This window comes from Streptomyces sp. (assembly GCF_035645055.1).
In the GTDB taxonomy this organism is placed as follows: Bacteria; Actinomycetota; Actinomycetes; order Streptomycetales; family Streptomycetaceae; genus Streptomyces.
In genome coordinates this window covers 39,421-59,594 of sequence record NZ_DASQNH010000034.1, presented here as the reverse complement: position 1 = coordinate 59,594, position 20,174 = coordinate 39,421, and the positions used below count along the sequence as shown (strand labels likewise).

Below are 20,174 nucleotides of genomic sequence, written 5' to 3'. Positions count from 1 at the left end.
CGAACTCCCGCATACCGGTGGTTTCCGGCGGTCACAGTGGAGAGAGGCGTGTTGCGGAGCAGGTTCGCTCCGCGCATAGTTGCGCTGCGGAAGACGTGGAAACCGGGGGTGGGATGGGCGATGGCCGGGCACGGGACGGACGAGCATCCACACGGTGCTGACCGACTGTGCGAGGCCGGGGATCGGGTGTATTCCCGGGCCGTACGGCGCGGACGCGTACCCCGCCGCGACGCCGAGGCGGTGCCCTGCCTGCTGGAGCTGGCACTGCTGCATCCCGATCCCGACGACATGGACTGGCTGGTGCCGACCTCCCCGCAGGAGGTCATGACCCGGCTGCTGCGCGGGGTGTACGACGAGATCAGCGCGAGCCAGCGGCGGGTGGGCTCCGCGGTGGCCGCCTTCGAGTGGTACGCGGGCCTGGGCGGGCCCTCCGCGTCCGGCGGTGAGGGCACGGCGGCGATCCGGGTGCTGGACGGCCCGGCACGCATCCAGGCGGCGCTGGACGAGGCGACCGCGGCCTGCACCACCGAGGTGCTGACCGTGCAGCCGGGCGGCATCCGGCGCGAGCACGAGCTGTCCGAGGGCCTGCACCGGGCGCTGGCGCTGCGCGGGCGGGGCGTACGGATGCGGGACCTGTACAACCATGTGGCCCGGCACGGGCAGGGCCTGCTCAACTATCTGGAGCTGATGGGCGACGCGGTCGAGGCCCGCACCCTCGACGAGGTGATCGACCGGCTGATCCTCTTCGACCGCACGGTCGCCTTCATCCCCGCCAACGCCGACCGCACGATGGCCCTGGAACTGCGCCACCCCGGCCTGGTCGCGTACCTGGTGACCGTCTTCGAGCGCCTGTGGCGGCTGGCCATCCCGCTCACCGCCGCCCTGCCCGACACCGGGATCGAGGGCATCTCGCACCGGGAGCAGTCCATCGCGGCCCTGCTCGCGGAGGGCCACCAGGACGCGGTGATCGCCGAGCGGCTCGGCATCAGCGTGCGGACCTGCCGGGCCCATATCGCCCGGCTGTCGGAGACGCTGGGCGCGGCCAGCCGCACCCAGCTCGGCGTCCGGATCGCCCAGGTGGGCCTGGACGGCCCCCCACGCGACGCGGGACTCACCGCTCCGGGCCGGGAGTCACCGAGCGTCCGGTGAGGGCGTCCAGGGCGAACGGGGCAGGGTTCTCGGGCTGCCGCAGCGCGGGTCGTCGAGGCGTCGGGGCGGCAGCGCCGCGAACGCCTGGGCCGGCCAGGCCTCGTGACGCCGGCGCCGGGCGATGCCGTCCTCCTCGGCGTGCAGCAGCCGCGGCAGGGCCGTCGAGGGGGCCGCGGGCCCGCCACGCGCTGTCCTCGGCGTCCGGCCGGAGCAGGCCCCGGGCGGGCGCGCAGGGCGCCTGTTCGGCCTCCGCCGCCGGGACGCGGCCGGCCTGGAGCGCCCGGGCGTACAGGGCGAGGCCCGCCTCGCACACCTCTTCCGCCTCGTGGCGGTGTGTCGCGGTCCTCACCCGGGACCCGTTCGGTCGCGGCGCCGGCTCAGCGGTCCCGGTCCAGGATCCCCGACTGGGCGATGAGGTAGCCGAGCTGGGCGCGGCTGCCGCTGCCGAGGGCGGCGGCGAGCTTGGCGATGTGGGCGCGGCAGGTGCGGACGTTCATGCCGAGGCGGCGGGCGATGGCCTCGTCGACGTGGCCTTCGATGAGCAGTTTCGCTATCGAGCGCTGGACGCCGGTGATGCCCTCCGGGGTTGATTCGTAGGGCACTTCCTCCATCAGCGGCACGGCCCGCTGCCACAACTGCTCGAAGACCCTGATGAGGTACTGCACCAGCCCGGGGTGCCGCAGTTCCAGGGCGACCTGCCGGTCGTCCTGGGCGGGGATGAAGGCGACGGTGGTGTCGCAGATGATGAGCCGTTCGATCAGTTCTTCCAGGGTGCGGATCTCCACCTTGGCGCCGGCCATGCCCTCCATGTACGCGAAGGTGCTCTGGCTGTGCCGCACGGTGTGCTGGTAGAGGGTGCGCACCGAGATGCCGCGTTCGATCAGGGGTTTGCTGCGCTTGAGGGCCTGGCTGAGGATGTGTTCCGGCCTGCTGCCGCCGGGCTGCACGGTGAGCACCTCGGTGCGGGCCTCGGCTATCGCCACGTCCAGGGCCGCGTGGATCCGGTCGATGCCCTCCAGGACGGTGATGGCGTGGGTGGCGGCCGGCTGCTGGGCACTGATGGCGAGGAAGGGCTGAAAGGTGTCCGTGAGGTCGACGCTGAGCCGTCGGCGGTCCTGTATCTCCCGTTCCAGCGGCTGGAGTTGCTGGGCGAGCACGATGGACGGGGGGACGGGGCGCAGCCAGTTCGCGTCATCGGGGTCGGGGTGGAGGAGGGCGAATTCAAGCAGGCAGGGAGCGGGCTTGACCTCGTCGCGGGCTATTCGCCCGGAGCTGAGGGCGGCGGCGTAGAGCCGCGATCCTTCGGCGCACAGCTCAGTAATGCCGTGAGGATGTGTCGGGTTTGTGCTCTTCGGTGACAAATCTCCACCCCCCAGGGTCCTGAACGTGCAGGAACATGATGCATCTCCCTGGTGGCATTGACGTGCCTGAATGAGCCATCGTCTTGTTTCGCGGGGGAGAGGAAGCCATCAAGTGAGGACGAAGCCGACCATGAATAAGAGAATGCTTCGCTCGGTGCTTGCTACTGCCGTCGTTGCTCTGGCGCTGGCCTTCGGTGCGGCCGGTCCTCTCGACGTCGGCTGGCGGACTGCTGCCCAGGTGGAGAGTGCGGCGGGCGTGACCGGGGACGTCGGCTGGTCCGTCGAGGCCGTGCCCGGCGACGTCGGCTGGAGCGTCGTGGCCGGCGGCGAGGACGTCGGCTGGTCGGAGCCGGTGGGCGCGGACGCATGACCACCCCACCCGACGACCGGTCCTTCCGGCGTGAAATGGCCACCGCGTACCGTTCCGGCTGGCACTTCATCGATCTGGCCACCGCCATCCCCCACAACGGTGACTCACTCATGGTGACCGTGTTCGGTGAGCCGGTCGTCGTCACCCGGGACGAGGACGGAGACGTACGGGCGTACCGGTGCCTGCGCCGCCCCCGGGGCGCGCCCCAGCCCGTACGGTGTGCCATCCGGTACGGAATGATCTTTGTCAACCTTGACCAGCGTGACCACCGGTTGGCGGAGCCGGAGACCCCGGACCCCATGACCATCTCGGCCACCCCCCGCAGTGCCTGACGCGATTCCCCCGTCGTAAAAGATCGCTCAGGTACTTCCCCCCGCAGCGGCGTCACCGTGACCTGAACACGGTGACGCCGCTGTGTTTTACGTGGTCTGCGCGGGTTTCCGCCGGATCGGCGGTTGGCTGAAACCCGTACCTCGCCGGGCCTGCTGTCCGCGGCCCGGCCCCCGCCCGTCTCCGCCGGCCTCGGGCGTCCTCAGCGGATCCGGCTGCCCATGGCCCGGGTCAGCTCGATCTCGACGACCACCCGGGCCGGGTTCGGGCCCGGCGTCCGCCCGTAGCGCTCGGCGTACCGGCGTACCGCCTCCGCCACCCGCTCCGGCTCGGTGCGCACGAAGGCCCGGCCCTCCAGCGTCGCCCACCGCCGGCCGTCCACCTGGCACACGGCCACCCGTGCTCCGTCCGGCCCGGCGGCCAGCACATTGCGCACCTTCGTGCTCGACTCGCTCGCGATCACGCGGGCGAGTCCCGCCGCGGGGTCGTAGGTCACCCCGACCGGCACCACGTGCGGGCTGCCGTCCGGGCGCGGGGTCGTCAGCGTGCACAGATGCCGTTCCCGCCAGAAGCTGAGGTACTGCGGGTCCGGGGCACCCGGGTCCGTGGAGTGTGTGGCCATGGTCCGGAACCTAGCCGATCCCGGGCCGTATCCCCCGGCCGGAGCCCTCCCCCTCGCTCCTTGAGTGGAATAGACTCAACTTTGTGTACGTTGCCCACGTCAGTACGGGATGACGGGCCGACGCCAGGAGGAGAACGCGAACGTGGACGCCGAGCTGACCAACCGGAGCCGGGACGCCATCAACGCGGCCGGCAACCGGGCCGTGACCGAGGGCCACCCCGACCTCACCCCGGCCCACCTGCTGCTGGCGCTGCTCCAGGGGCAGGACAACGAGAACATCACCGACCTGCTCACCGCGGTCGAGGCCGACCAGGCCGCCGTGCGCGCCGGAGCGGAGAAGATCCTCGCCGGGCTGCCCAGCGTGACCGGATCGACCGTCGCGCCGCCGCAGCCCAACCGCGAGCTGCTCGCGGTCATCGCGGACGCGCAGGCGCGGGCCCGCGACCTGGGCGACGAGTACCTGTCCACCGAGCACCTGCTGCTCGGCCTCGCCGCCAAGGGCGGCCAGGTCGCCGAGCTGCTCGGTCAGCAGGGCGCGAGCGCGAGGAAGCTCCAGGAGGCCTTCCGGAAGACGCGTGGCGGACGCCGCGTGACCACCCCGGACCCCGAGGGCCAGTACAAGGCGCTGGAGAAGTTCGGCACCGACTTCACGGCCGCCGCCCGCGAGGGCAAGCTCGACCCGGTCATCGGCCGGGACACCGAGATCCGCCGGGTCGTCCAGGTGCTGTCCCGCCGTACGAAGAACAACCCCGTCCTCATCGGCGAGCCCGGCGTCGGCAAGACCGCCGTCGTCGAGGGGCTCGCCCAGCGGATCGTGAAGGGGGACGTGCCCGAGTCGCTGAAGGACAAGCGGCTGGTCGCGCTGGACCTGGGCGCGATGGTCGCGGGCGCCAAGTACCGCGGCGAGTTCGAGGAGCGTCTGAAGACCGTCCTGGCGGAGATCAAGGACTCCGACGGGCAGATCATCACCTTCATCGACGAGCTGCACACCGTCGTCGGCGCGGGCGCCGGGGGCGACTCCGCCATGGACGCGGGCAACATGCTCAAGCCGATGCTGGCCCGCGGCGAGCTGCGCATGGTCGGCGCCACCACCCTCGACGAGTACCGCGAGCGGATCGAGAAGGACCCGGCGCTGGAGCGGCGCTTCCAGCAGGTGCTGGTCGCCGAGCCGAGCGTCGAGGACACCATCGCGATCCTGCGCGGTCTCAAGGGCCGCTACGAGGCCCACCACAAGGTGCAGATCGCCGACAGCGCGCTGGTCGCCGCCGCCACCCTCTCCGACCGGTACATCACCTCCCGCTTCCTCCCCGACAAGGCCATCGACCTGGTCGACGAGGCGGCCTCCCGGCTGCGCATGGAGATCGACTCCTCGCCCGTCGAGATCGACGAACTCCAGCGCGCCGTCGACCGGCTGCGGATGGAGGAGCTGGCGCTCAGCCGGGAGACCGACGAGGCCTCCCGCGAACGCCTGGAGAAGCTGCGCCGCGACCTCGCCGACAAGGAGGAGGAACTGCGCGGCCTGACCGCCCGCTGGGAGAAGGAGAAGCAGTCCCTCAACCGGGTCGGCGAGCTGAAGGAGAAGCTGGACGAGCTGCGCGGGCAGGCCGAACGAGCCCAGCGCGACGGCGACTTCGACACCGCGTCCAAGCTGCTCTACGGCCAGATCCCGGCCCTGGAGCGCGACCTGGAGGCCGCCTCCGAGGCCGAGGAGGCCGCCAAGGACACCATGGTCAAGGAGGAGGTCGGTGCCGACGACATCGCCGACACCGTCGCCGCCTGGACCGGCATCCCCGCCGGGCGCCTGCTGGAGGGCGAGACGCAGAAGCTGCTGCGCATGGAGGAGGAGCTGGGCAAGCGGCTGATCGGCCAGACGGAGGCGGTCCAGGCCGTGTCCGACGCCGTCCGGCGCTCCCGGGCCGGTATCGCCGACCCCGACCGCCCCACCGGCTCCTTCCTCTTCCTGGGCCCGACGGGCGTGGGCAAGACCGAGCTGGCCAAGGCGCTCGCGGACTTCCTCTTCGACGACGAGCGGGCCATGGTCCGCATCGACATGTCGGAGTACAGCGAGAAGCACAGCGTGGCCCGGCTGGTCGGCGCCCCGCCCGGCTATGTCGGCTACGAGGAGGGCGGCCAGCTCACCGAGGCGGTCCGCCGCCGCCCGTACTCGGTGGTCCTGCTGGACGAGGTGGAGAAGGCCCACCCCGAGGTCTTCGACATCCTGCTCCAGGTGCTGGACGACGGCCGGCTCACGGACGGCCAGGGCCGCACGGTCGACTTCCGCAACACCATCCTGGTGCTGACCTCCAACCTCGGCAGCCAGTTCCTGGTCGACCCGCTCAGCAGCGAGACGGAGAAGAAGGAGCAGGTCCTGGAGGTGGTCCGGGCCTCCTTCAAGCCGGAGTTCCTCAACCGCCTGGACGACCTGGTGGTCTTCTCCGCCCTGACCAAGGAGGAGCTGGCCCGGATCGCCCGGCTCCAGATCGACCGCCTGGCCAAGCGGCTCACCGAACGCCGGCTCGGCCTGGAGATCACCGAGGACGCGCTGGCCTGGCTCGCCGACGAGGGCAACGACCCGGCCTACGGCGCCCGCCCGCTGCGCCGCCTGGTCCAGACGGCGATCGGCGACCGCCTGGCCCGGGAGATCCTGTCCGGCGAGATCAAGGACGGCGACACGGTCCGCGTCGACACCTTCGGCGACGGCCTGATCGTCGGCCCGGCCACCCCGGACCCGGCGGACCTGGGCAAGACGCTCTGAGCGGCCCGGCACCGTGGGGCACGGGCCCGGCGCCCGGCGCCTTCTTCCGTGCCCCGGCCGGCTCACCGGCGCTGCCCTGACCGGCTGGATCATGTCAGCCGACGGCTGACAGGCCGCGGCGGGGCTTGCCACGCCCCGCCCCGCATGGGGGAGGATGGCGGAATCCGTACGAAGGGAAATTCACGGTGACCATCGACCCGTCCTCGATTCCGAACTTCGGGGGCCAGCCCCAGCCGCAGCCCCAAGGACCGGCGGGCCCCGTCGTCCCGAATCAGGACCTTGTGAAGCAGCTCCTGGACCAGATGGAGCTGAAGTACGTCGTCGACGAGGAAGGCGACCTCGCGGCCCCGTGGGAGCTGTTCCGTACGTACTTCATGTTCCGCGGCGAGGGTGACCAGCAGGTCTTCTCGGTGCGGACGTTCTACGACCGGCCGCACCCGATCGACGACAAGCCCCAGCTGCTGGAGTCGATCGACGACTGGAACCGCCGCACCCTGTGGCCGAAGGTCTACACGCACACCCACGACGACGGCACCGTCCGCCTCATCGGCGAGGCGCAGATGCTGATCGGCCCCGGGGTCAACCTGGAGTTCTTCGTCTCCTCGACGGTCAGCTGGGTGCGCGCGGCCATCGAGTTCGACAAGTGGCTGGTCGAGCAGCTGGGTCTGGAGCAGGAGATCGACGAGGCGGACAAGCCCGAGGACGAGTAGTCCCGGCTTCCGCCGCGGGACCCGGGCGGGCGGTGCCGTCGGCACCGCCCGCCTTTCCACAGCCTGTGGGAAACCCGGTGGACTCAGCCCGCGAGCGCCTTCAGCCGCCGTACGGCCTCCTCCAGCACCCCGGTCCGCTTGCAGAAGGCGAACCGGACGAACGGCGCGCCCTCCTCCCGGTGGTCGTAGAAGACCGCGTTGGGGATGGCCACCACGCCCGCCCGCTCGGGCAGCGCCCGGCAGAACGCGAAGCCGTCGCTCTCGCCGAGGGGGCGGATGTCGGTGGTGATGAAGTAGGTGCCGCTGGTGCGGAAGACGCCGAAGCCGGCCTCCGCCAGGCCCGCCGCGAGCAGATCCCGCTTGGCGAGCATGTCCGCGCGGAAGGCGGCGAAGTACGACTCGGGCAGCGCCAGCGCCTCGGCGACCGCGTACTGGAACGGCCCCGACGCCACATAGGTCAGGTACTGCTTCGCCGACCGTACGGCCGTGACCAGCGCGGGCGCCGCCGTCACCCAGCCGACCTTCCAGCCGGTGAACGAGAAAGTCTTGCCGGCGCTGCCGATGGTGACCGTGCGCTCCCGCATGCCGGGGAAGGCCGCCAGCGGCAGATGCTCGGCGTCGCCGAAGACCAGGTGCTCGTACACCTCGTCGGTGATCACCAGCAGGTCCCGCTCCACCGCCAGCTCCGCGATCGCCGCCAGCTCCGCGCGGGTCAGCACGGTGCCGGTCGGATTGTGCGGGGTGTTGATCAGCAGCAGCCGGGTGCGGTCGGTGACCGCGGCGCGCAGCTCGTCCAGGTCGAGCCGGAACGCGTCGCCGTCCGGCCGCAGCGTCACCGGCACCCGCCGCCCGCCCGCCATCGCGATGCAGGCCGCGTAGGAGTCGTAGTACGGCTCCAGCGCCACCACCTCGTCGCCGGGCTCCAGCAACGCCAGCAGCGCGGCGGCGATCGCCTCCGTCGCGCCCGCCGTCACCAGCACCTCGGTGTCCGGGTCGAACGTCAGGCCGTAGCGGCGCTCCTGGTGGGCGGTGATCGCGGTGCGCAGCTCGGGGACGCCCGGGCCCGGCGGGTACTGGTTGCCGCGCCCGTCCCGCAGCGCCCGTACGGCCGCCTCCCGGATCTCCTCGGGGCCGTCGGTGTCGGGGAATCCCTGGCCCAGGTTGATCGACCCGGTCCGCACGGCCAGCGCGGACATCTCGGCGAAGATCGTCGTTTCGAACTCTGCGAGGCTGCGGTTGAGGAAGGGGCGCTCGGTGGAGGTCATGCCGGTCATCCTGCGCCGAAGCTCTGGACTTCCTCAACTCTGCTTTGACCGTCACGGGCGGCGGGCATCCCCCGGTCACGCACCACGCGAGGCGCCCACGGGGGGCCGCTTCGGGGGAACGGAAAGGAGGGTGACGCCATGGTCATCGGCATCATCCTGGCGGTCGTGGCCGTCGTCATCGGAGTGGGCGTGCTGGCGAGCCGCGGCGCCCGGCGGACGGCGGCGCGGGGGCCGGTGCGGTCGGGGGGCCGCGGGGGGTCACACGGCGGCAGCAGCACCCACAACAGCGGTGACAGCAGCTGGTGGGTGATCGGCGCGGCGAGCGCGGGCGACAGCGGCTCGTCCTCCTCGGACTCGGGATCCTCGGGTCACAGCTCGGGCGGGCACTCCTGCGGGAGCGGCTCGTCGTCGTCCTGCGGAGGCGGGTCCTCCTCCTGCGGCGGCGGTGGCGGCGGATGCGGTGGAGGCAGCTGACACGGGGCAGCCGAGCTCCGACAGGGGGAACCGCATCACCGGGCGCCCGCCGGAATCGACCGGCGGGCGCCGTGCCGTTCGCGCCCCGCTCCGGCGTGCGCTCGCGACGCACAGGCGTACGCCCTGGTTGAACAGTTGAGCTGTGCAGCCCTCTGAGGGATGGAAACCCTCCGATGTTGGGTAAAAACGCTGTGGCAGCGCCACCGTTCATGATTCCCTCTACTTCACCAACGCAGCCCTCGGACGTCCTGGCGGACACCCTTCCTGACTGGGCTGACCGGGCCTGTCTCCCGGCGTCGATCTCCCTTTGCGTGCTAGCGGAGCCGATCCATGCTCACGATCCTGAACACCTCCTATACCGACACGCGCGCGGCCGACCTCGCCTGGGCGCTGGGCCGTGAACCGCTGCCGGCCCTCGCCACCCTCGACCTCGAACTGGAGGGCGCCAAGCTCCAGTTGCGCCTGCTCGGCGCCTCCCATCAGGTCCTCCTCGAGGAGGACCGGGGCAACTGCTCGGAGACGGTGGCGTGCATCCCCGGCAGCAGCACCCCCTTGCCGCTCGGCGTGGCCAAGCGGGTGGACAACTGGGAGTACGAATTCGCCGCCCACGTCGAGGTGTTGTCCCCGGGTTCCTTCGCGGGGCGCGCCCAGGAACTCCTCGCCCTCGTCTCCGACCATCCCAACGGACTCGTCGGTGTCTTCCCCGGCAGCCCGCACGCCTTCACCGCCATGCTCGCGCAGCGCCACGAGGGCCAGGTGCACTGGCGTACGTGGCACGCGTATCCGCAGGAGGGCCAGTTGGTGGCGACCCGGACCCGGGTGGGGACACGGGTGCCGGTGACCGCCTGACGCCGCAGTCCATCCGCAGCCCGGCTCAAACCCAGGTCCACACGTGTGGGTGACGAAGCGCGCCACACCCGTGACGTAACGTCACTGTTGTGATCGAACCGCACGCGCCGGCCCGGCCCGGCGCCCCGCCGTCCTGGCGCGGTCCCGCGCGGCTGCCCGTCCGTCCGGGAACCGGGCGGTTCCTGGTCCTCGCGGGCGTGTTCGTGTGCGCGGCCTGCGGGCTGGTCTACGAACTCGAACTGGTGGCCCTCTCGGCGTACTTGACGGGCGACTCGGTCACCCAGACATCCGTCGTCCTGTCCGTCATGGTCTTCGCGATGGGCATCGGCTCCCTGGTCGCGAAGGGGCTGCGGCGACGGGCCGCCGTCGGGTTCGCCGTGATCGAGGCGGTGCTCGCGCTGGTCGGCGGATGCAGCGCGATGGCCCTCCACGCCGTCTTCGCCTGGACCGGCGACTGGGGCGGACTGTGGGCCACCGGGCCACGGGCCCTGATGGTCGCCTTCTCGCTCACCATCGGACTGCTGATCGGCGCCGAGATCCCGCTGCTCATGGAGCTGATCCAGCGCATCCGCCGCCAGGACGCGGGCGGCGCGGTGGCGGACCTGTTCGCCGCGGACTACGTCGGCGGGCTGGTCGGCGGCCTCGCCTTCCCCTTCCTGCTGCTGCCCCTCATGGGCCAGTTGACCGGCGCACTTCTCACCGGCGCGGTCAACGTCGTCGCGGGCGGCGCCCTGGTGCTCGGCCTGTTCGGCCGCGACCTCACCCGGCGCGCCCGGCTGCTCCTGCTGACCGCCAACCTCACCGTGCTCGGCGTGCTCGCCGGGGCCGCCGTCCTCGTCGACGACTTCGAGCGGGCCGCGCGCACCGCGGTGTACGGGGCGGACGTCCGGATCGCGGTGCGCACGGACGTCCAGGAGGTCGTCCTCACCGGTGGCACCCGGGGCCGCCCCCTGGACCTCTACGTCGACGGACGGCTGCGGGTCAGCGCACGCGACGAACGCCGGTACCACGAGGCGCTGGTGCACCCCGCGATGAACGGCCCGCACACCCGCGTGCTCATCCTCGGCGGCGGCGACGGGCTGGCCGCGCGGGAGGTCCTGCGGTTCGCCGGGGTGCGGCGGGTGCGGGTGGTGGAACGCGACCCGGGCCTGGTGCGGCTGGCCGCCACGGATCCGGCGCTGTCCGCCCTCAACGGCCACGCCTACGACGACCCGCGGGTGCGGGTGACGGCCGCGGACGCGTTCCGCTGGCTGCGCGGGGCGCCGCACGGGGCGTACGACGTGGTGATCGCCGACCTGCCGGGCCCGGGCCGCACGGCCGGTGCCCAGCTGTACTCCCAGGAGTTCTACGGCCTGGCCCGCCGCGCCCTGGCGCCGGGCGGCCGGCTGGTGGTCCACACCGGCCCGGTGGCCGCCCGCCCCCGCGTCCTGTGGACGGTCGACAGCACCCTGCACGCCGCGGGCCTGCACACCACGCCCTACCTGGACGCCCGCGACCGGGGCCTGGTCCTCGCCGCCCCCGGCCTCCGCCCGCCGCTCGGGCTGGCCACCGGCCCCGGCGCCCCGCGCCCGCACACCCTCACCCCGCGGCGGCTTGCCGCCGGGCGGGCCGAGGCGGCGGCCACCCGGATCCCGGGCCTGCCGCCGTCGACACTGGCCCACCCCCGCTACCGGGGCTGACCGGCGACGGGCGCGCATGCGCAAGGGCGGCCCGCCCCGCCTCCCTTGCGTGCCGGGCGGGTGACGGACGGCCGCCGGACGGGGTCTGTTCGAGCCGTCACTGGGTAGGCTCCGACGTCATGGAACACGAGGTGTTCGTACCGGTACCGACCGACCGGCTGAAGGCGGCGCTCACGGACCCCGCGCGGGTCGCCCGGGCGGTCCCCGGCCTCCAGCAGGAGGCGGGCGCCGAGCCCGTCGCCGGGCGGCTGAGGCTGCGGGCGGGCGGCACCACCATCACCTACCGGGGTGCCGTCCAGGTCTCCGCGCGTGACGACGGGTCGTACGCCGTCACCGGCGACGGCACGGAGACCCGCGGCACCGGCACGGTCACCCTCGACCTCACCCTCCGCCTGCGCCCCCAGGACGACGGCACGGCCCTCGCCTTCGCGGGCACGGCCACGGCGGACGGCCGGATCACCGAGCTGCCGCAGGAGGCGGTGCGGTCCGCCACGACCCGGCTGCTGAACCGCTTCGCGGAGAACCTGGGCACGGCGGCGGCCACCGACCCCGCCCCGGAGTCGCCCGGCGCGGACGCCACCGAGTCGCCCGGCGCGGACAGGACCGAGACGACCGGCGCGGACGCCGCCGGCCACGTCTCCGTCTTCGACGCCGAGGTCCCGCCCCCCTCCCTCGACCCGGACGCCGACGACGTGGAGGCCACCGACCCGGACGCCGACGACGTGGAGGCCGCCGATGAGGAGGCCGCCGACGGGTGGCGCTTCGCCGAGTCCGCCGAGCCGCCCGCCGAGGCCGCACACGCGCGCCGCACGATGATCGGCCGCAGCGCGGAGGAGGTCGACCACGCCCCGCCGCGCGGCCGGTACGCCCCCGTGCCCGCACCCCAGACCGTCGTCCGGGGCGACACGCTGCGCTGGGCGGCGCCCGCGGCGGCGCTCGTCGTGGCCTCGGCGATCGTGGTGGGCCGGGCGTGGCGCAGGCGTCGTTGAGCCACCGTCCGGCCGATGGCGGGAACGCCCTCTTGATGGGCCCAGTAGGGTCGTCCCGTGAGTAACGAAGACATCACGCTGTCCGCGGGCGACGCGGAGGCGACCCTGGCCCCCGGCAACGGCGGCCGGGTCACGGGACTGCGCGTCGGCGGCACCGAGCTGCTCCGCCAGGGCGACCGCTTCGGCTGCTTCCCGATGGTCCCCTGGTGCGGCCGGATCCGGGACGGCCGGTTCCGCGACGGTGCCGCCGAACACCAGATGCCGCTCAACGCCGCCCCCCACGCCATCCACGGCACCGCCCGCGACGCGGCATGGACCGTGGCCCGCACCACCGCCGACGAGGCGGTCCTCACGTACGACCTGACCGATCCGTGGCCCTACCGGGGCCGGGTCACCCAGGTGGTCGCGCTGACGCCGGACGCGCTGACGCTGACCATGTCGGTCGAGACGTACGAGTCGTCCTTCCCGGCGCAGCTCGGCTGGCACCCGTGGTTCAACCGCACCCTCGGCGGCACCGGTGTCGAGATCGACTTCAAGCCCGCCTGGCAGGAGGAGCGCGGCGCCGACCACCTGCCGACCGGCAGCCGGACCGACCCCGGGCCCGGCCCGTGGGACGACTGCTTCGGCATGCCCGACGGCGTCGACGTGACGCTGACCTGGCCCGGCGTCCTGCGGCTGAAGGTCACCAGCCCCGAGCAGTGGGTCGTCGTCTACGACGAGCAGGAGGCGGCCGTGTGCGTGGAGCCGCAGACCGGCCCGCCGAACGGGCTGAACACCGCGCCGCGCCTGGTCACGCCGCTGGAGCCGCTGGAGGCCACCACGACCTGGAGCTGGACCCGGCTCTAAGCTGTGGGGCATGACGGACGTTCGTGCGGCGCTGCTCGCTCAGATCAAGGACAAGGCCGTGGTGCACGGCAAGGTGACCCTCTCCTCGGGTCTGGAGGCCGACTACTACGTCGACCTGCGCCGCATCACCCTGGACGGCGAGGCCGCGCCGCTGGTCGGCCAGGTGCTGCTGGACCTGACCGACGAGCTGGAGTTCGACGCGGTCGGCGGTCTGACCATGGGCGCCGACCCGGTCGCCGCCGCGATGCTGCACGCGGCCGCCGCGCGCGGGAAGCGCCTGGACGCCTTCGTGGTCCGCAAGGCCGCCAAGGCGCACGGCCTCCAGCGCCGCGTGGAGGGCCCGGACATCGCCGGCCGCCGCGTCCTGGTGGTGGAGGACACCTCCACCACCGGCGGCTCCCCGCTGACCGCCGTCGAGGCGGTGCGCGAGGCGGGCGCCGAGGTGGTGGCCGTCGCGACGATCGTCGACCGCGCGACCGGCGCCGCGGAGAAGATCCAGGAGGGCGCGGGGGTGCCCTACCTGTACGCCTTCTCCAAGGACGAGCTGGGTCTCGACTGATCCCGGCGACCTTGGCCGCCCACGGCTCGGACGGCCCCGTGGACCTTCCGGCCGAGTCTGGAAAGATGGGGCCGACGATGACGTCGCCCCCATGGTCTAGGTCAGGGCCGTAAACGCACCACACGCCCACCCGCACATACAAGGAGCGGACAGATGCCCATCGCAACCCCCGAGGTCTACAACGAGATGCTCGACCGGGCGAAGGCAGGCAGGTTCGCCTACCCGGCCATCAACGTCACCTCGTCGCAGACCCTGCACGCGGCGCTGCGCGGCTTCGCCGAGGCCGAGAGCGACGGCATCATCCAGATCTCGACGGGCGGCGCCGAGTTCCTGGGCGGCCAGCACAACAAGGACATGGTCACCGGTGCGGTCGCCCTGGCCGAGTTCGCCCACATCGTCGCGAAGAAGTACGACGTGACGATCGCCCTGCACACCGACCACTGCCCGAAGGACAAGCTGGACGGGTACGTCCGCCCGCTGCTCGCGGTCTCCGAGGAGCGCGTCGCGCGCGGCGAGAACCCGCTGTTCCAGTCCCACATGTGGGACGGCTCGGCGGAGACCCTGGCCGACAACCTGGCCATCGGCCAGGAGCTGCTGGCCCGTGCCGCCGCCGCCAAGATCATCCTTGAGGTGGAGATCACCCCCACCGGCGGTGAGGAGGACGGCGTCACCCACGAGATCAACGATGAGCTGTACACCACCGTCGACGACGCCATCCGCACCGCCGAGGCGCTCGGCCTGGGCGAGAAGGGCCGCTACCTGCTGGCCGCGTCCTTCGGCAACGTGCACGGCGTCTACAAGCCGGGCAACGTGGTGCTCCGTCCCGAGCTGCTGAAGGAGCTGAACGAGGGCGTCGCCGCCAAGTACGGCAAGCCGGCCGGCTCCCAGCCGTTCGACTTCGTCTTCCACGGCGGCTCCGGCTCCACCGAGCAGGAGATCCTGACCGCGCTGGAGAACGGCGTGGTCAAGATGAACATCGACACCGACACCCAGTACGCGTTCACGCGTCCGGTCGCCGACCACATGTTCAAGAACTACGACGGCGTCCTGAAGGTCGACGGCGAGGTCGGCTCCAAGAAGACCTACGACCCGCGCACCTGGGGCAAGCTTGCCGAGGCCGGCATGGCCGCGCGTGTCGTCGAGGCGTGCAAGAACCTGCGGTCCGCGGGCACCAGGCTGAAGTAGTACGCCCGTACGCGTCGTACGCGAGTACGCCCGCACGTGTCGAGCCCGGTGCCACGGCACCGGGCTCGCTGTATACCTGGGAGGGTGCCCGACGTCCGGCTGGCCTCCTCGCAGGGCCGGTGGCTGCTGCTCACCACCGTCCTCGGCTCCAGCATGGCCCTGCTGGACTCCACCGTCGTCAACGTCGCCCTGCCGCGCATCGGCCGCGACCTGGACGCGGACCTCGCCGTCCTCCAGTGGACGGTCAACGCCTACATGGTCACGCTGGCCGGGCTGATCCTGCTCGGCGGCGCCCTCGGGGACCGGTTCGGCCGGCGGCGGATCTTCGTGCTCGGCGTGGTGTGGTTCGCCGCGGCCTCGCTGCTGTGCGGGCTCGCCCCGAACGCCGGGGTGCTCGTCGCCGCCCGCGCCCTGCAGGGCGTCGGCGGCGCCCTGCTCACCCCCGGCTCCCTCGCCCTGATCCAGGCCTCCTTCCACCCGGACGACCGGGGCCGGGCGGTCGGTCTGTGGTCCGGCTTCGGCGGCGTCGGCGCGGCCGTGGGGCCCTTCCTGGGCGGCTGGCTGGTGGACGGGCCCGGCTGGCGCTGGGTCTTCCTGATCAACATTCCGGTGGCCCTGCTGTGCGTGCCGGTCGCGCTGCGGCACGTGCCCGAGTCCTCCGACGGGGGCGCGCACGGCCGGTTCGACGTGCTGGGCGCGGCGCTCGGCGCGCTCGCGCTGGCCCTGGTGACGTACGCCCTGATCGAGGCCCACGCGGGAGCTGCGACCGTCGTGCTCACGGCGGGCGCGGGTCTGCTTGGCGCCGTGGCGTTCGTGGTCGTGGAGCGGCGGCGGCCCGACCCGATGATGCCGCCGGACATCTTCGCCTCCCGCCAGTTCACCGCGGTCAACCTGGTCACCCTCTGTGTGTACGCGGCCTTCGGCGGCTTCTTCTTCCTCGCCGTCCTCCAGCTCCAGGTCGTCGCCGGCTACTCGGCGCTCGGCGCGGGTGCGGCCCTGCTGCCCACGACGGCACTCATGCTGCTGTTCTCCGCCCGCTCCGGGGAGCTGGGGGAGAAGACCGGCCCGCGTCTCCCGCTGACCGTGGGACCACTGCTGTGCGCGGTGGGCATGCTGCTGATGCTGCGGGTCGGGCCGGGCGCCTCGTACGCCGCCGACGTGCTGCCGGCGCTGCTGGTGCTGGGCCTCGGCATGGTCACCCTGGTCGCCCCGCTGACCGCCACCGTCCTCGGTTCCGTCGACACCGCGCGGGCGGGCCTGGCCAGCGGCATCAACAACGCCGCCGCGCGGGCCGCGGGCCTGGTCGCGGTGGCGGCGCTGCCGCTGCTGGCCGGGATGGGGCCGGAGGCGTACCGTTCGGCGGACGACTTCGACGCCGCGTTCGGCCGGGCGATGCTGTGGTGCGCGGGGGTACTGGTGGCGGGTGCGGTCCTGGCCTGGGCGACCGTACGGCGGCCCGCGCCGGACTGCGGGCACCCGGAGTGCCGTACCCACTGCGGGGTGGACGCCCCGCCGCTGGAGGGCCACCGGCCGGCGGCACCGCCCGGTGACAGACTGAACCCATGACGATTCACGAGAACCTGCTCGGGGGCCCGCCCCCGACCCACCTCCCCGACGACCCGGAGCCGCGCGAGCTGCTGGCGGGCGGCGCCCCGGCCGCCGAGGTCGCCGCGAAGTACCCGACCTCGTCGCTGGCCTGGGCCCGCCTGGCCGACGAGGCGTTCGAGCGGGGCAGCACGGTGGAGTCGTACGCCTACGCCCGTACCGGTTACCACCGCGGCCTGGACGCGCTGCGCCGCAGCGGCTGGAAGGGCCACGGCCCGGTGCCGTGGGAGCACGAGCCGAACCGCGGCTTCCTGCGCGCCCTGCACGCCCTCGCCCGCGCCGCGCAGGCGATCGGCGAGCAGGAGGAGTACGAGCGCTGCTCCCAGTTCCTGAAGGACTCCTCGCCGACGGCGGCGCAGACGCTCGGCTAGGTTTCACCCGGTTCGCGCGGTGAGGCCCGTCTGTGATCAGGCGGGCCTTGCGATGTCGCGGGGACTTGCGCAGGATGCGGGTGGGGACCGGGGCCCCCGTGCCGGTAACGGCAGGGGCGGACCGCTACCCGGAGCAATAACAGGAGACAGCGATGTCCCACGAGGCTCAGGAAACCCACGAGCCCGAGACCCCGCATCTCGACTTCCAGGGGACCACCCCCTATGAGGACTACGTCAAAGCGGATGTTCTCACCCACCTCCAGCACACCCTCTCCGACGATCCCGGAGAGATGGTCTTCCTGGTCACGACCCAGGTCATGGAGCTGTGGTTCACGGTCGTCGTGCACGAGTGGGAGACGGCCGCGAAGGCGCTCCGCAAGGACGACGTGCCGGTGGCGATCGCCGCGCTGAAACGGTCCGTACGGGAGCTGGAGGCGCTGAACGCCTCCTGGAAGCCGCTGGGCCAGCTCACGCCCGCGCAGTTCAACTCGTACCGCAGCGCGCTGGGCGAGGGCTCCGGCTTCCAGTCCGCGATGTACCGCCGGATGGAGTTCCTGCTCGGCGACAAGTCCGCGTCCATGCTGGTCCCGCACCGCGGCTCGCCCCGCGTCCACGCGGAGCTGGAGAAGGCGCTGCACGAGCCGAGCCTGTACGACGAGGTGCTGCGCCTGCTGGCGCGCCGCGGCCACGCCGTCCCCGAGTCCGTCCTCCGGCGGGACGTCTCCCGGCGCTACGAACCGTCGGACGAGGTCGAGGCGGTCTGGGCCGCGATCTACTCCGGTGACGAGAGCGCCGAACTCGCCCGGCTGGGCGAGGCGCTGAGCGATGTCGCCGAGCTGGTGTGGCGCTGGCGCAACGACCACCTGGTGGCCACCCGCAGGGCCATGGGCGCCAAGCCCGGCACGGGCGGCTCCGCCGGGGTGGCGTGGCTGGAGAAGCGGGCCCGGAAGAACGTCTTCCCCGAGCTGTGGACGGCGAGGTCCTATGTCTGAGACGACTGGGCTGCCGGGGGCCGTCGGGGCCGTCGGGGCCGTCGGGGTACCGAAGTTGGCCCGGTCCGCCGGGGCGTCAGGGCCGTCAGGGCCGTCAGGGCCGACCGGGCCGGCCGGGCCGGCCGAGCTGGTGACGCGGGCGGAGAAGCTGGACGCGGCGGACGAACTCGCCTCCAAGCGCGCCGAGTTCGTGCTCGACGACGTGATCTACCTCGACGGCAACTCGCTCGGGGCGCTGCCCGCCGCCGTCCCCGGCCGGATGGCCGACGTGGTCACCCGGCAGTGGGGTGAACTGCGCATCCGCTCCTGGGACGAGAGCGGCTGGTGGACGGCGCCCGAGCGGATCGGGGACCGGATCGCGCCGCTGATCGGGGCCGCCGCCGGGCAGGTGGTGGTCGGCGACTCCACCAGCGTGAACGTCTTCAAGGCGCTGGTGGCGGCGGTCCGGATGGCCGGGGACGGCCGGGACGAGATCGTCGTGGACGCCACGACGTTCCCCACCGACGGCTACATCGCCCGGTCGGCGGCCCGCATGACCGGCTGCACGCTGAGGCCGGTGACCCCGGCCGAGGTGCCGGCCGTGCTCGGGCCGCGCACGGCGGCCGTGCTGCTCAACCACGCGGACTACCGCACGGGCCGCCTGCACGACCTGCCGTCGCTCACGGCCGCCGTCCACGCGGCGGGCGCGCTGGCCGTCTGGGACCTGTGCCACACCGCGGGCGCCCTGCCGGTCGGGGTGGACGAGCACGGGGTGGACCTGGCGGTCGGCTGCACCTACAAGTACCTGAACGGCGGCCCGGGCTCACCGGCGTACCTGTACGTGCGCCGGGAGCTCCAGGACCGTTTCGACTCCCCGCTGCCCGGCTGGAACTCCCACGTGGAGCCCTTCGGTATGCACGGTGACTACGAACCGGCGCGGGGCGCCCCGCGGGGCCGGGTCGGGACGCCCGACATCCTGTCGATGCTCGCCCTGGAAGCGGCCCTGGAGGTCTGGGACGGGGTGTCGGTCGAGGCGGTGCGGGCCAAGTCGCTGGCGCTGACGGACTTCTTCCTGGAGTGCGTCGCGGAGTACGTGAGCCCCGGACGGGTCGAGTCCCTGACCCCGGCCGCGCACGAGGAGCGGGGCAGCCAGGTGGCCCTGTGCTGCGACGACGCCGGTGACGTGATGAAACGCCTGATCGACCGAGGTGTCGTCGGCGACTTCCGCCCCCCGAACCTCCTGCGCTTCGGCTTCACGCCGCTGTACGTCGGATTCGCGGACGTCGAGCGGGCGGCACGGGTGCTGGGGGAGGTGGTGGGCTAGCGGGCCCCCGGGCGGGCGCGCCCGCGCCGCTGCCGGGTGCGCTCGCTTCCGCCGGGAGGGGTGTGCTTCTGCCGGGCGGGGTCCGGCTGCCGGGCGGGGTCCGCTTCTGCCGGGCACGGCCCGGGGAGTCTCACCCGGTGACGTACACCCCCGCCGCCGCCGCGGCATGGGCGGCCCGTGCGGCCTGTTCCGCGGCGGCGGTGTCGGGGACCACCCCGGACGTCAGCAACCCGTAGTACAGCGGCGCGGACACCGCCCGGACGACCGCTCGCGCGTCCGTGCCCGCCGGCAGCTCACCGCGCGCCACTCCCTGCTCCACGCACGGCGCCCACTCGTCCACCCGCACCTCGTAGAACCGCCGCAGTGCCCCGGCCGTGCGCTCGTCGCACGTCGCCGCCGCGATCACCGCGCGGAACAGCGCCCCCTGCCGGGGGTCGGCCAGCGTCCGCTGGACCAGCGACGCGTTGGCCCGCAGATCCCCGAGCACCGATCCGGTCTCCTCCCGGGGCGACGACTGCTCGGCCATGTCCACCAGCAGGTCGGCCACCAGCCCGGTCACCGAGCCCCACCGCCGGTACACGGTGGTCTTCCCGACCTCCGCGCGCCGCGCGATGTCCGCCAGATCGAGCTGGTCGAAACCCTGCTCCGCCAGCACGTCCCCCGCCGCGCGCAGCACCGCGGCGCGGACGCGCGCCGTGCGTCCTCCGGGACGTACGGTGCCGGGTTCGGCGGACATATCGGCCTCCTTGTGCACACGGGT

19 protein-coding genes are annotated in these 20,174 nt (G+C 72.9%); 15 read left to right on the top strand and 4 right to left on the bottom strand.

Translation table 11 applies throughout. The annotated features are described in order from the left end of the window. Nucleotides 1–120 precede the first annotated feature (120 nt). Nucleotides 121–1,149, top strand: coding sequence for a helix-turn-helix transcriptional regulator (locus VE614_RS11560; protein WP_324935428.1), 1,029 nt, complete (start codon nt 121–123; stop codon nt 1,147–1,149). A gap of 377 nt (nt 1,150–1,526) precedes the next feature. Here VE614_RS11560 and VE614_RS11555 read toward each other — a convergent pair whose 3' ends face one another. Then, nucleotides 1,527–2,510 carry a helix-turn-helix transcriptional regulator gene (locus VE614_RS11555; RefSeq protein ID WP_324935426.1) on the bottom strand — a complete coding sequence of 328 codons (984 nt, stop codon included), beginning with the start codon at nt 2,508–2,510 and terminating at the stop codon, nt 1,527–1,529. A 154-nt stretch (nt 2,511–2,664) separates the two neighbouring features. Here VE614_RS11555 and VE614_RS11550 point away from each other — a divergent pair, with 154 nt between their 5' ends. Continuing rightward, entirely contained in the window at nt 2,665–2,880 is a 216-nt protein-coding gene (locus VE614_RS11550; protein ID WP_324935424.1) for a hypothetical protein, read from the top strand. Next, nucleotides 2,877–3,212, top strand: coding sequence for a hypothetical protein (locus VE614_RS11545; RefSeq protein ID WP_043502721.1), 336 nt, complete (start codon nt 2,877–2,879; stop codon nt 3,210–3,212). Before VE614_RS11550 ends, VE614_RS11545 begins: the two co-directional genes overlap by 4 nt. A gap of 200 nt (nt 3,213–3,412) precedes the next feature. Here VE614_RS11545 and VE614_RS11540 read toward each other — a convergent pair whose 3' ends face one another. Beyond that, nucleotides 3,413–3,832, bottom strand: a complete 420-nt coding sequence (locus VE614_RS11540; protein ID WP_324935421.1) for a pyridoxamine 5'-phosphate oxidase family protein — start codon at nt 3,830–3,832, stop codon at nt 3,413–3,415. A 142-nt stretch (nt 3,833–3,974) separates the two neighbouring features. Here VE614_RS11540 and clpB point away from each other — a divergent pair, with 142 nt between their 5' ends. Then, entirely contained in the window at nt 3,975–6,587 is a 2,613-nt protein-coding gene (clpB, locus tag VE614_RS11535; RefSeq protein WP_324935480.1) for an ATP-dependent chaperone ClpB, read from the top strand. A 185-nt stretch (nt 6,588–6,772) separates the two neighbouring features. Next, nucleotides 6,773–7,297: a YbjN domain-containing protein gene (locus tag VE614_RS11530; RefSeq protein WP_324935419.1), complete on the top strand. Its 525-nt coding sequence runs from the start codon at nt 6,773–6,775 to the stop codon at nt 7,295–7,297. An 83-nt stretch (nt 7,298–7,380) separates the two neighbouring features. Here VE614_RS11530 and VE614_RS11525 read toward each other — a convergent pair whose 3' ends face one another. Beyond that, nucleotides 7,381–8,571, bottom strand: a complete 1,191-nt coding sequence (locus VE614_RS11525; RefSeq protein WP_324935416.1) for a pyridoxal phosphate-dependent aminotransferase — start codon at nt 8,569–8,571, stop codon at nt 7,381–7,383. Between the two features lie 795 nt (nt 8,572–9,366). Between VE614_RS11525 and VE614_RS11520 the strand changes: the two genes are divergently transcribed. The 10 genes from VE614_RS11520 to kynU all read left to right on the top strand — a co-directional run bounded on the left by VE614_RS11520 (nt 9,367) and on the right by kynU (nt 19,414). Next, entirely contained in the window at nt 9,367–9,885 is a 519-nt protein-coding gene (locus tag VE614_RS11520) for a DUF2617 family protein (protein ID WP_324935414.1), read from the top strand. Nucleotides 9,886–9,974: 89 nt separating this feature from the next. After that, entirely contained in the window at nt 9,975–11,564 is a 1,590-nt protein-coding gene (locus VE614_RS11515) for a polyamine aminopropyltransferase (RefSeq protein ID WP_324935412.1), read from the top strand. 119 nt (nt 11,565–11,683) lie between these two features. Then, nucleotides 11,684–12,553 carry an SRPBCC domain-containing protein gene (locus VE614_RS11510; protein WP_324935410.1) on the top strand — a complete coding sequence of 290 codons (870 nt, stop codon included), beginning with the start codon at nt 11,684–11,686 and terminating at the stop codon, nt 12,551–12,553. Nucleotides 12,554–12,610: 57 nt separating this feature from the next. Continuing rightward, the gene (locus VE614_RS11505) at nt 12,611–13,399 is read left to right on the top strand and encodes an aldose 1-epimerase (RefSeq protein WP_324935408.1); all 789 of its coding nucleotides are present in this window, start codon (nt 12,611–12,613) and stop codon (nt 13,397–13,399) included. A gap of 10 nt (nt 13,400–13,409) precedes the next feature. Further along, the gene (gene pyrE, locus VE614_RS11500; RefSeq protein ID WP_324935406.1) at nt 13,410–13,958 is read left to right on the top strand and encodes an orotate phosphoribosyltransferase; all 549 of its coding nucleotides are present in this window, start codon (nt 13,410–13,412) and stop codon (nt 13,956–13,958) included. A 153-nt stretch (nt 13,959–14,111) separates the two neighbouring features. Then, nucleotides 14,112–15,143, top strand: a complete 1,032-nt coding sequence (fbaA, locus tag VE614_RS11495) for a class II fructose-bisphosphate aldolase (RefSeq protein WP_324935404.1) — start codon at nt 14,112–14,114, stop codon at nt 15,141–15,143. Between the two features lie 84 nt (nt 15,144–15,227). Next, nucleotides 15,228–16,709 carry an MFS transporter gene (locus VE614_RS11490; RefSeq protein ID WP_324935402.1) on the top strand — a complete coding sequence of 494 codons (1,482 nt, stop codon included), beginning with the start codon at nt 15,228–15,230 and terminating at the stop codon, nt 16,707–16,709. Further along, complete coding sequence (locus VE614_RS11485; protein ID WP_324935400.1) at nt 16,706–17,119, top strand: DUF3151 domain-containing protein; 414 nt, start codon at nt 16,706–16,708, stop codon at nt 17,117–17,119. The genes VE614_RS11490 and VE614_RS11485 overlap by 4 nt, the downstream gene beginning before the upstream one ends. Nucleotides 17,120–17,271: 152 nt before the next feature. Next, nucleotides 17,272–18,111, top strand: a complete 840-nt coding sequence (locus VE614_RS11480; protein WP_324935398.1) for a tryptophan 2,3-dioxygenase family protein — start codon at nt 17,272–17,274, stop codon at nt 18,109–18,111. Between the two features lie 130 nt (nt 18,112–18,241). After that, on the top strand, nt 18,242–19,414 hold the full coding sequence (gene kynU, locus VE614_RS11475; RefSeq protein ID WP_324935396.1) for a kynureninase: 1,173 nt from the start codon (nt 18,242–18,244) through the stop codon (nt 19,412–19,414). 130 nt (nt 19,415–19,544) lie between these two features. On the opposite strand, the gene VE614_RS11470 is transcribed toward kynU, so the two are convergent. Further along, nucleotides 19,545–20,150: a TetR/AcrR family transcriptional regulator gene (locus VE614_RS11470; RefSeq protein WP_324935394.1), complete on the bottom strand. Its 606-nt coding sequence runs from the start codon at nt 20,148–20,150 to the stop codon at nt 19,545–19,547. Nucleotides 20,151–20,174: the final 24 nt, after the last annotated feature.

What these genes read in the sequence shown, in the direction of transcription:
- VE614_RS11560 (WP_324935428.1), top strand. Translation starts at nt 121, where the DNA reads ATGGCCGGGCACGGGACGGACGAGCATCCACACGGTGCTGACCGACTG.
- VE614_RS11545 (WP_043502721.1), top strand. Translation starts at nt 2,877, where the DNA reads ATGACCACCCCACCCGACGACCGGTCCTTCCGGCGTGAAATGGCCACC.
- VE614_RS11540 (WP_324935421.1), bottom strand. Translation starts at nt 3,832, where the DNA reads ATGGCCACACACTCCACGGACCCGGGTGCCCCGGACCCGCAGTACCTC.
- VE614_RS11525 (WP_324935416.1), bottom strand. Translation starts at nt 8,571, where the DNA reads ATGACCGGCATGACCTCCACCGAGCGCCCCTTCCTCAACCGCAGCCTC.
- VE614_RS11520 (WP_324935414.1), top strand. Translation starts at nt 9,367, where the DNA reads ATGCTCACGATCCTGAACACCTCCTATACCGACACGCGCGCGGCCGAC.
- VE614_RS11510 (WP_324935410.1), top strand. Translation starts at nt 11,684, where the DNA reads ATGGAACACGAGGTGTTCGTACCGGTACCGACCGACCGGCTGAAGGCG.
- pyrE (WP_324935406.1), top strand. Translation starts at nt 13,410, where the DNA reads ATGACGGACGTTCGTGCGGCGCTGCTCGCTCAGATCAAGGACAAGGCC.
- fbaA (WP_324935404.1), top strand. Translation starts at nt 14,112, where the DNA reads ATGCCCATCGCAACCCCCGAGGTCTACAACGAGATGCTCGACCGGGCG.
- VE614_RS11485 (WP_324935400.1), top strand. Translation starts at nt 16,706, where the DNA reads ATGACGATTCACGAGAACCTGCTCGGGGGCCCGCCCCCGACCCACCTC.
- VE614_RS11480 (WP_324935398.1), top strand. Translation starts at nt 17,272, where the DNA reads ATGTCCCACGAGGCTCAGGAAACCCACGAGCCCGAGACCCCGCATCTC.
- VE614_RS11470 (WP_324935394.1), bottom strand. Translation starts at nt 20,150, where the DNA reads ATGTCCGCCGAACCCGGCACCGTACGTCCCGGAGGACGCACGGCGCGC.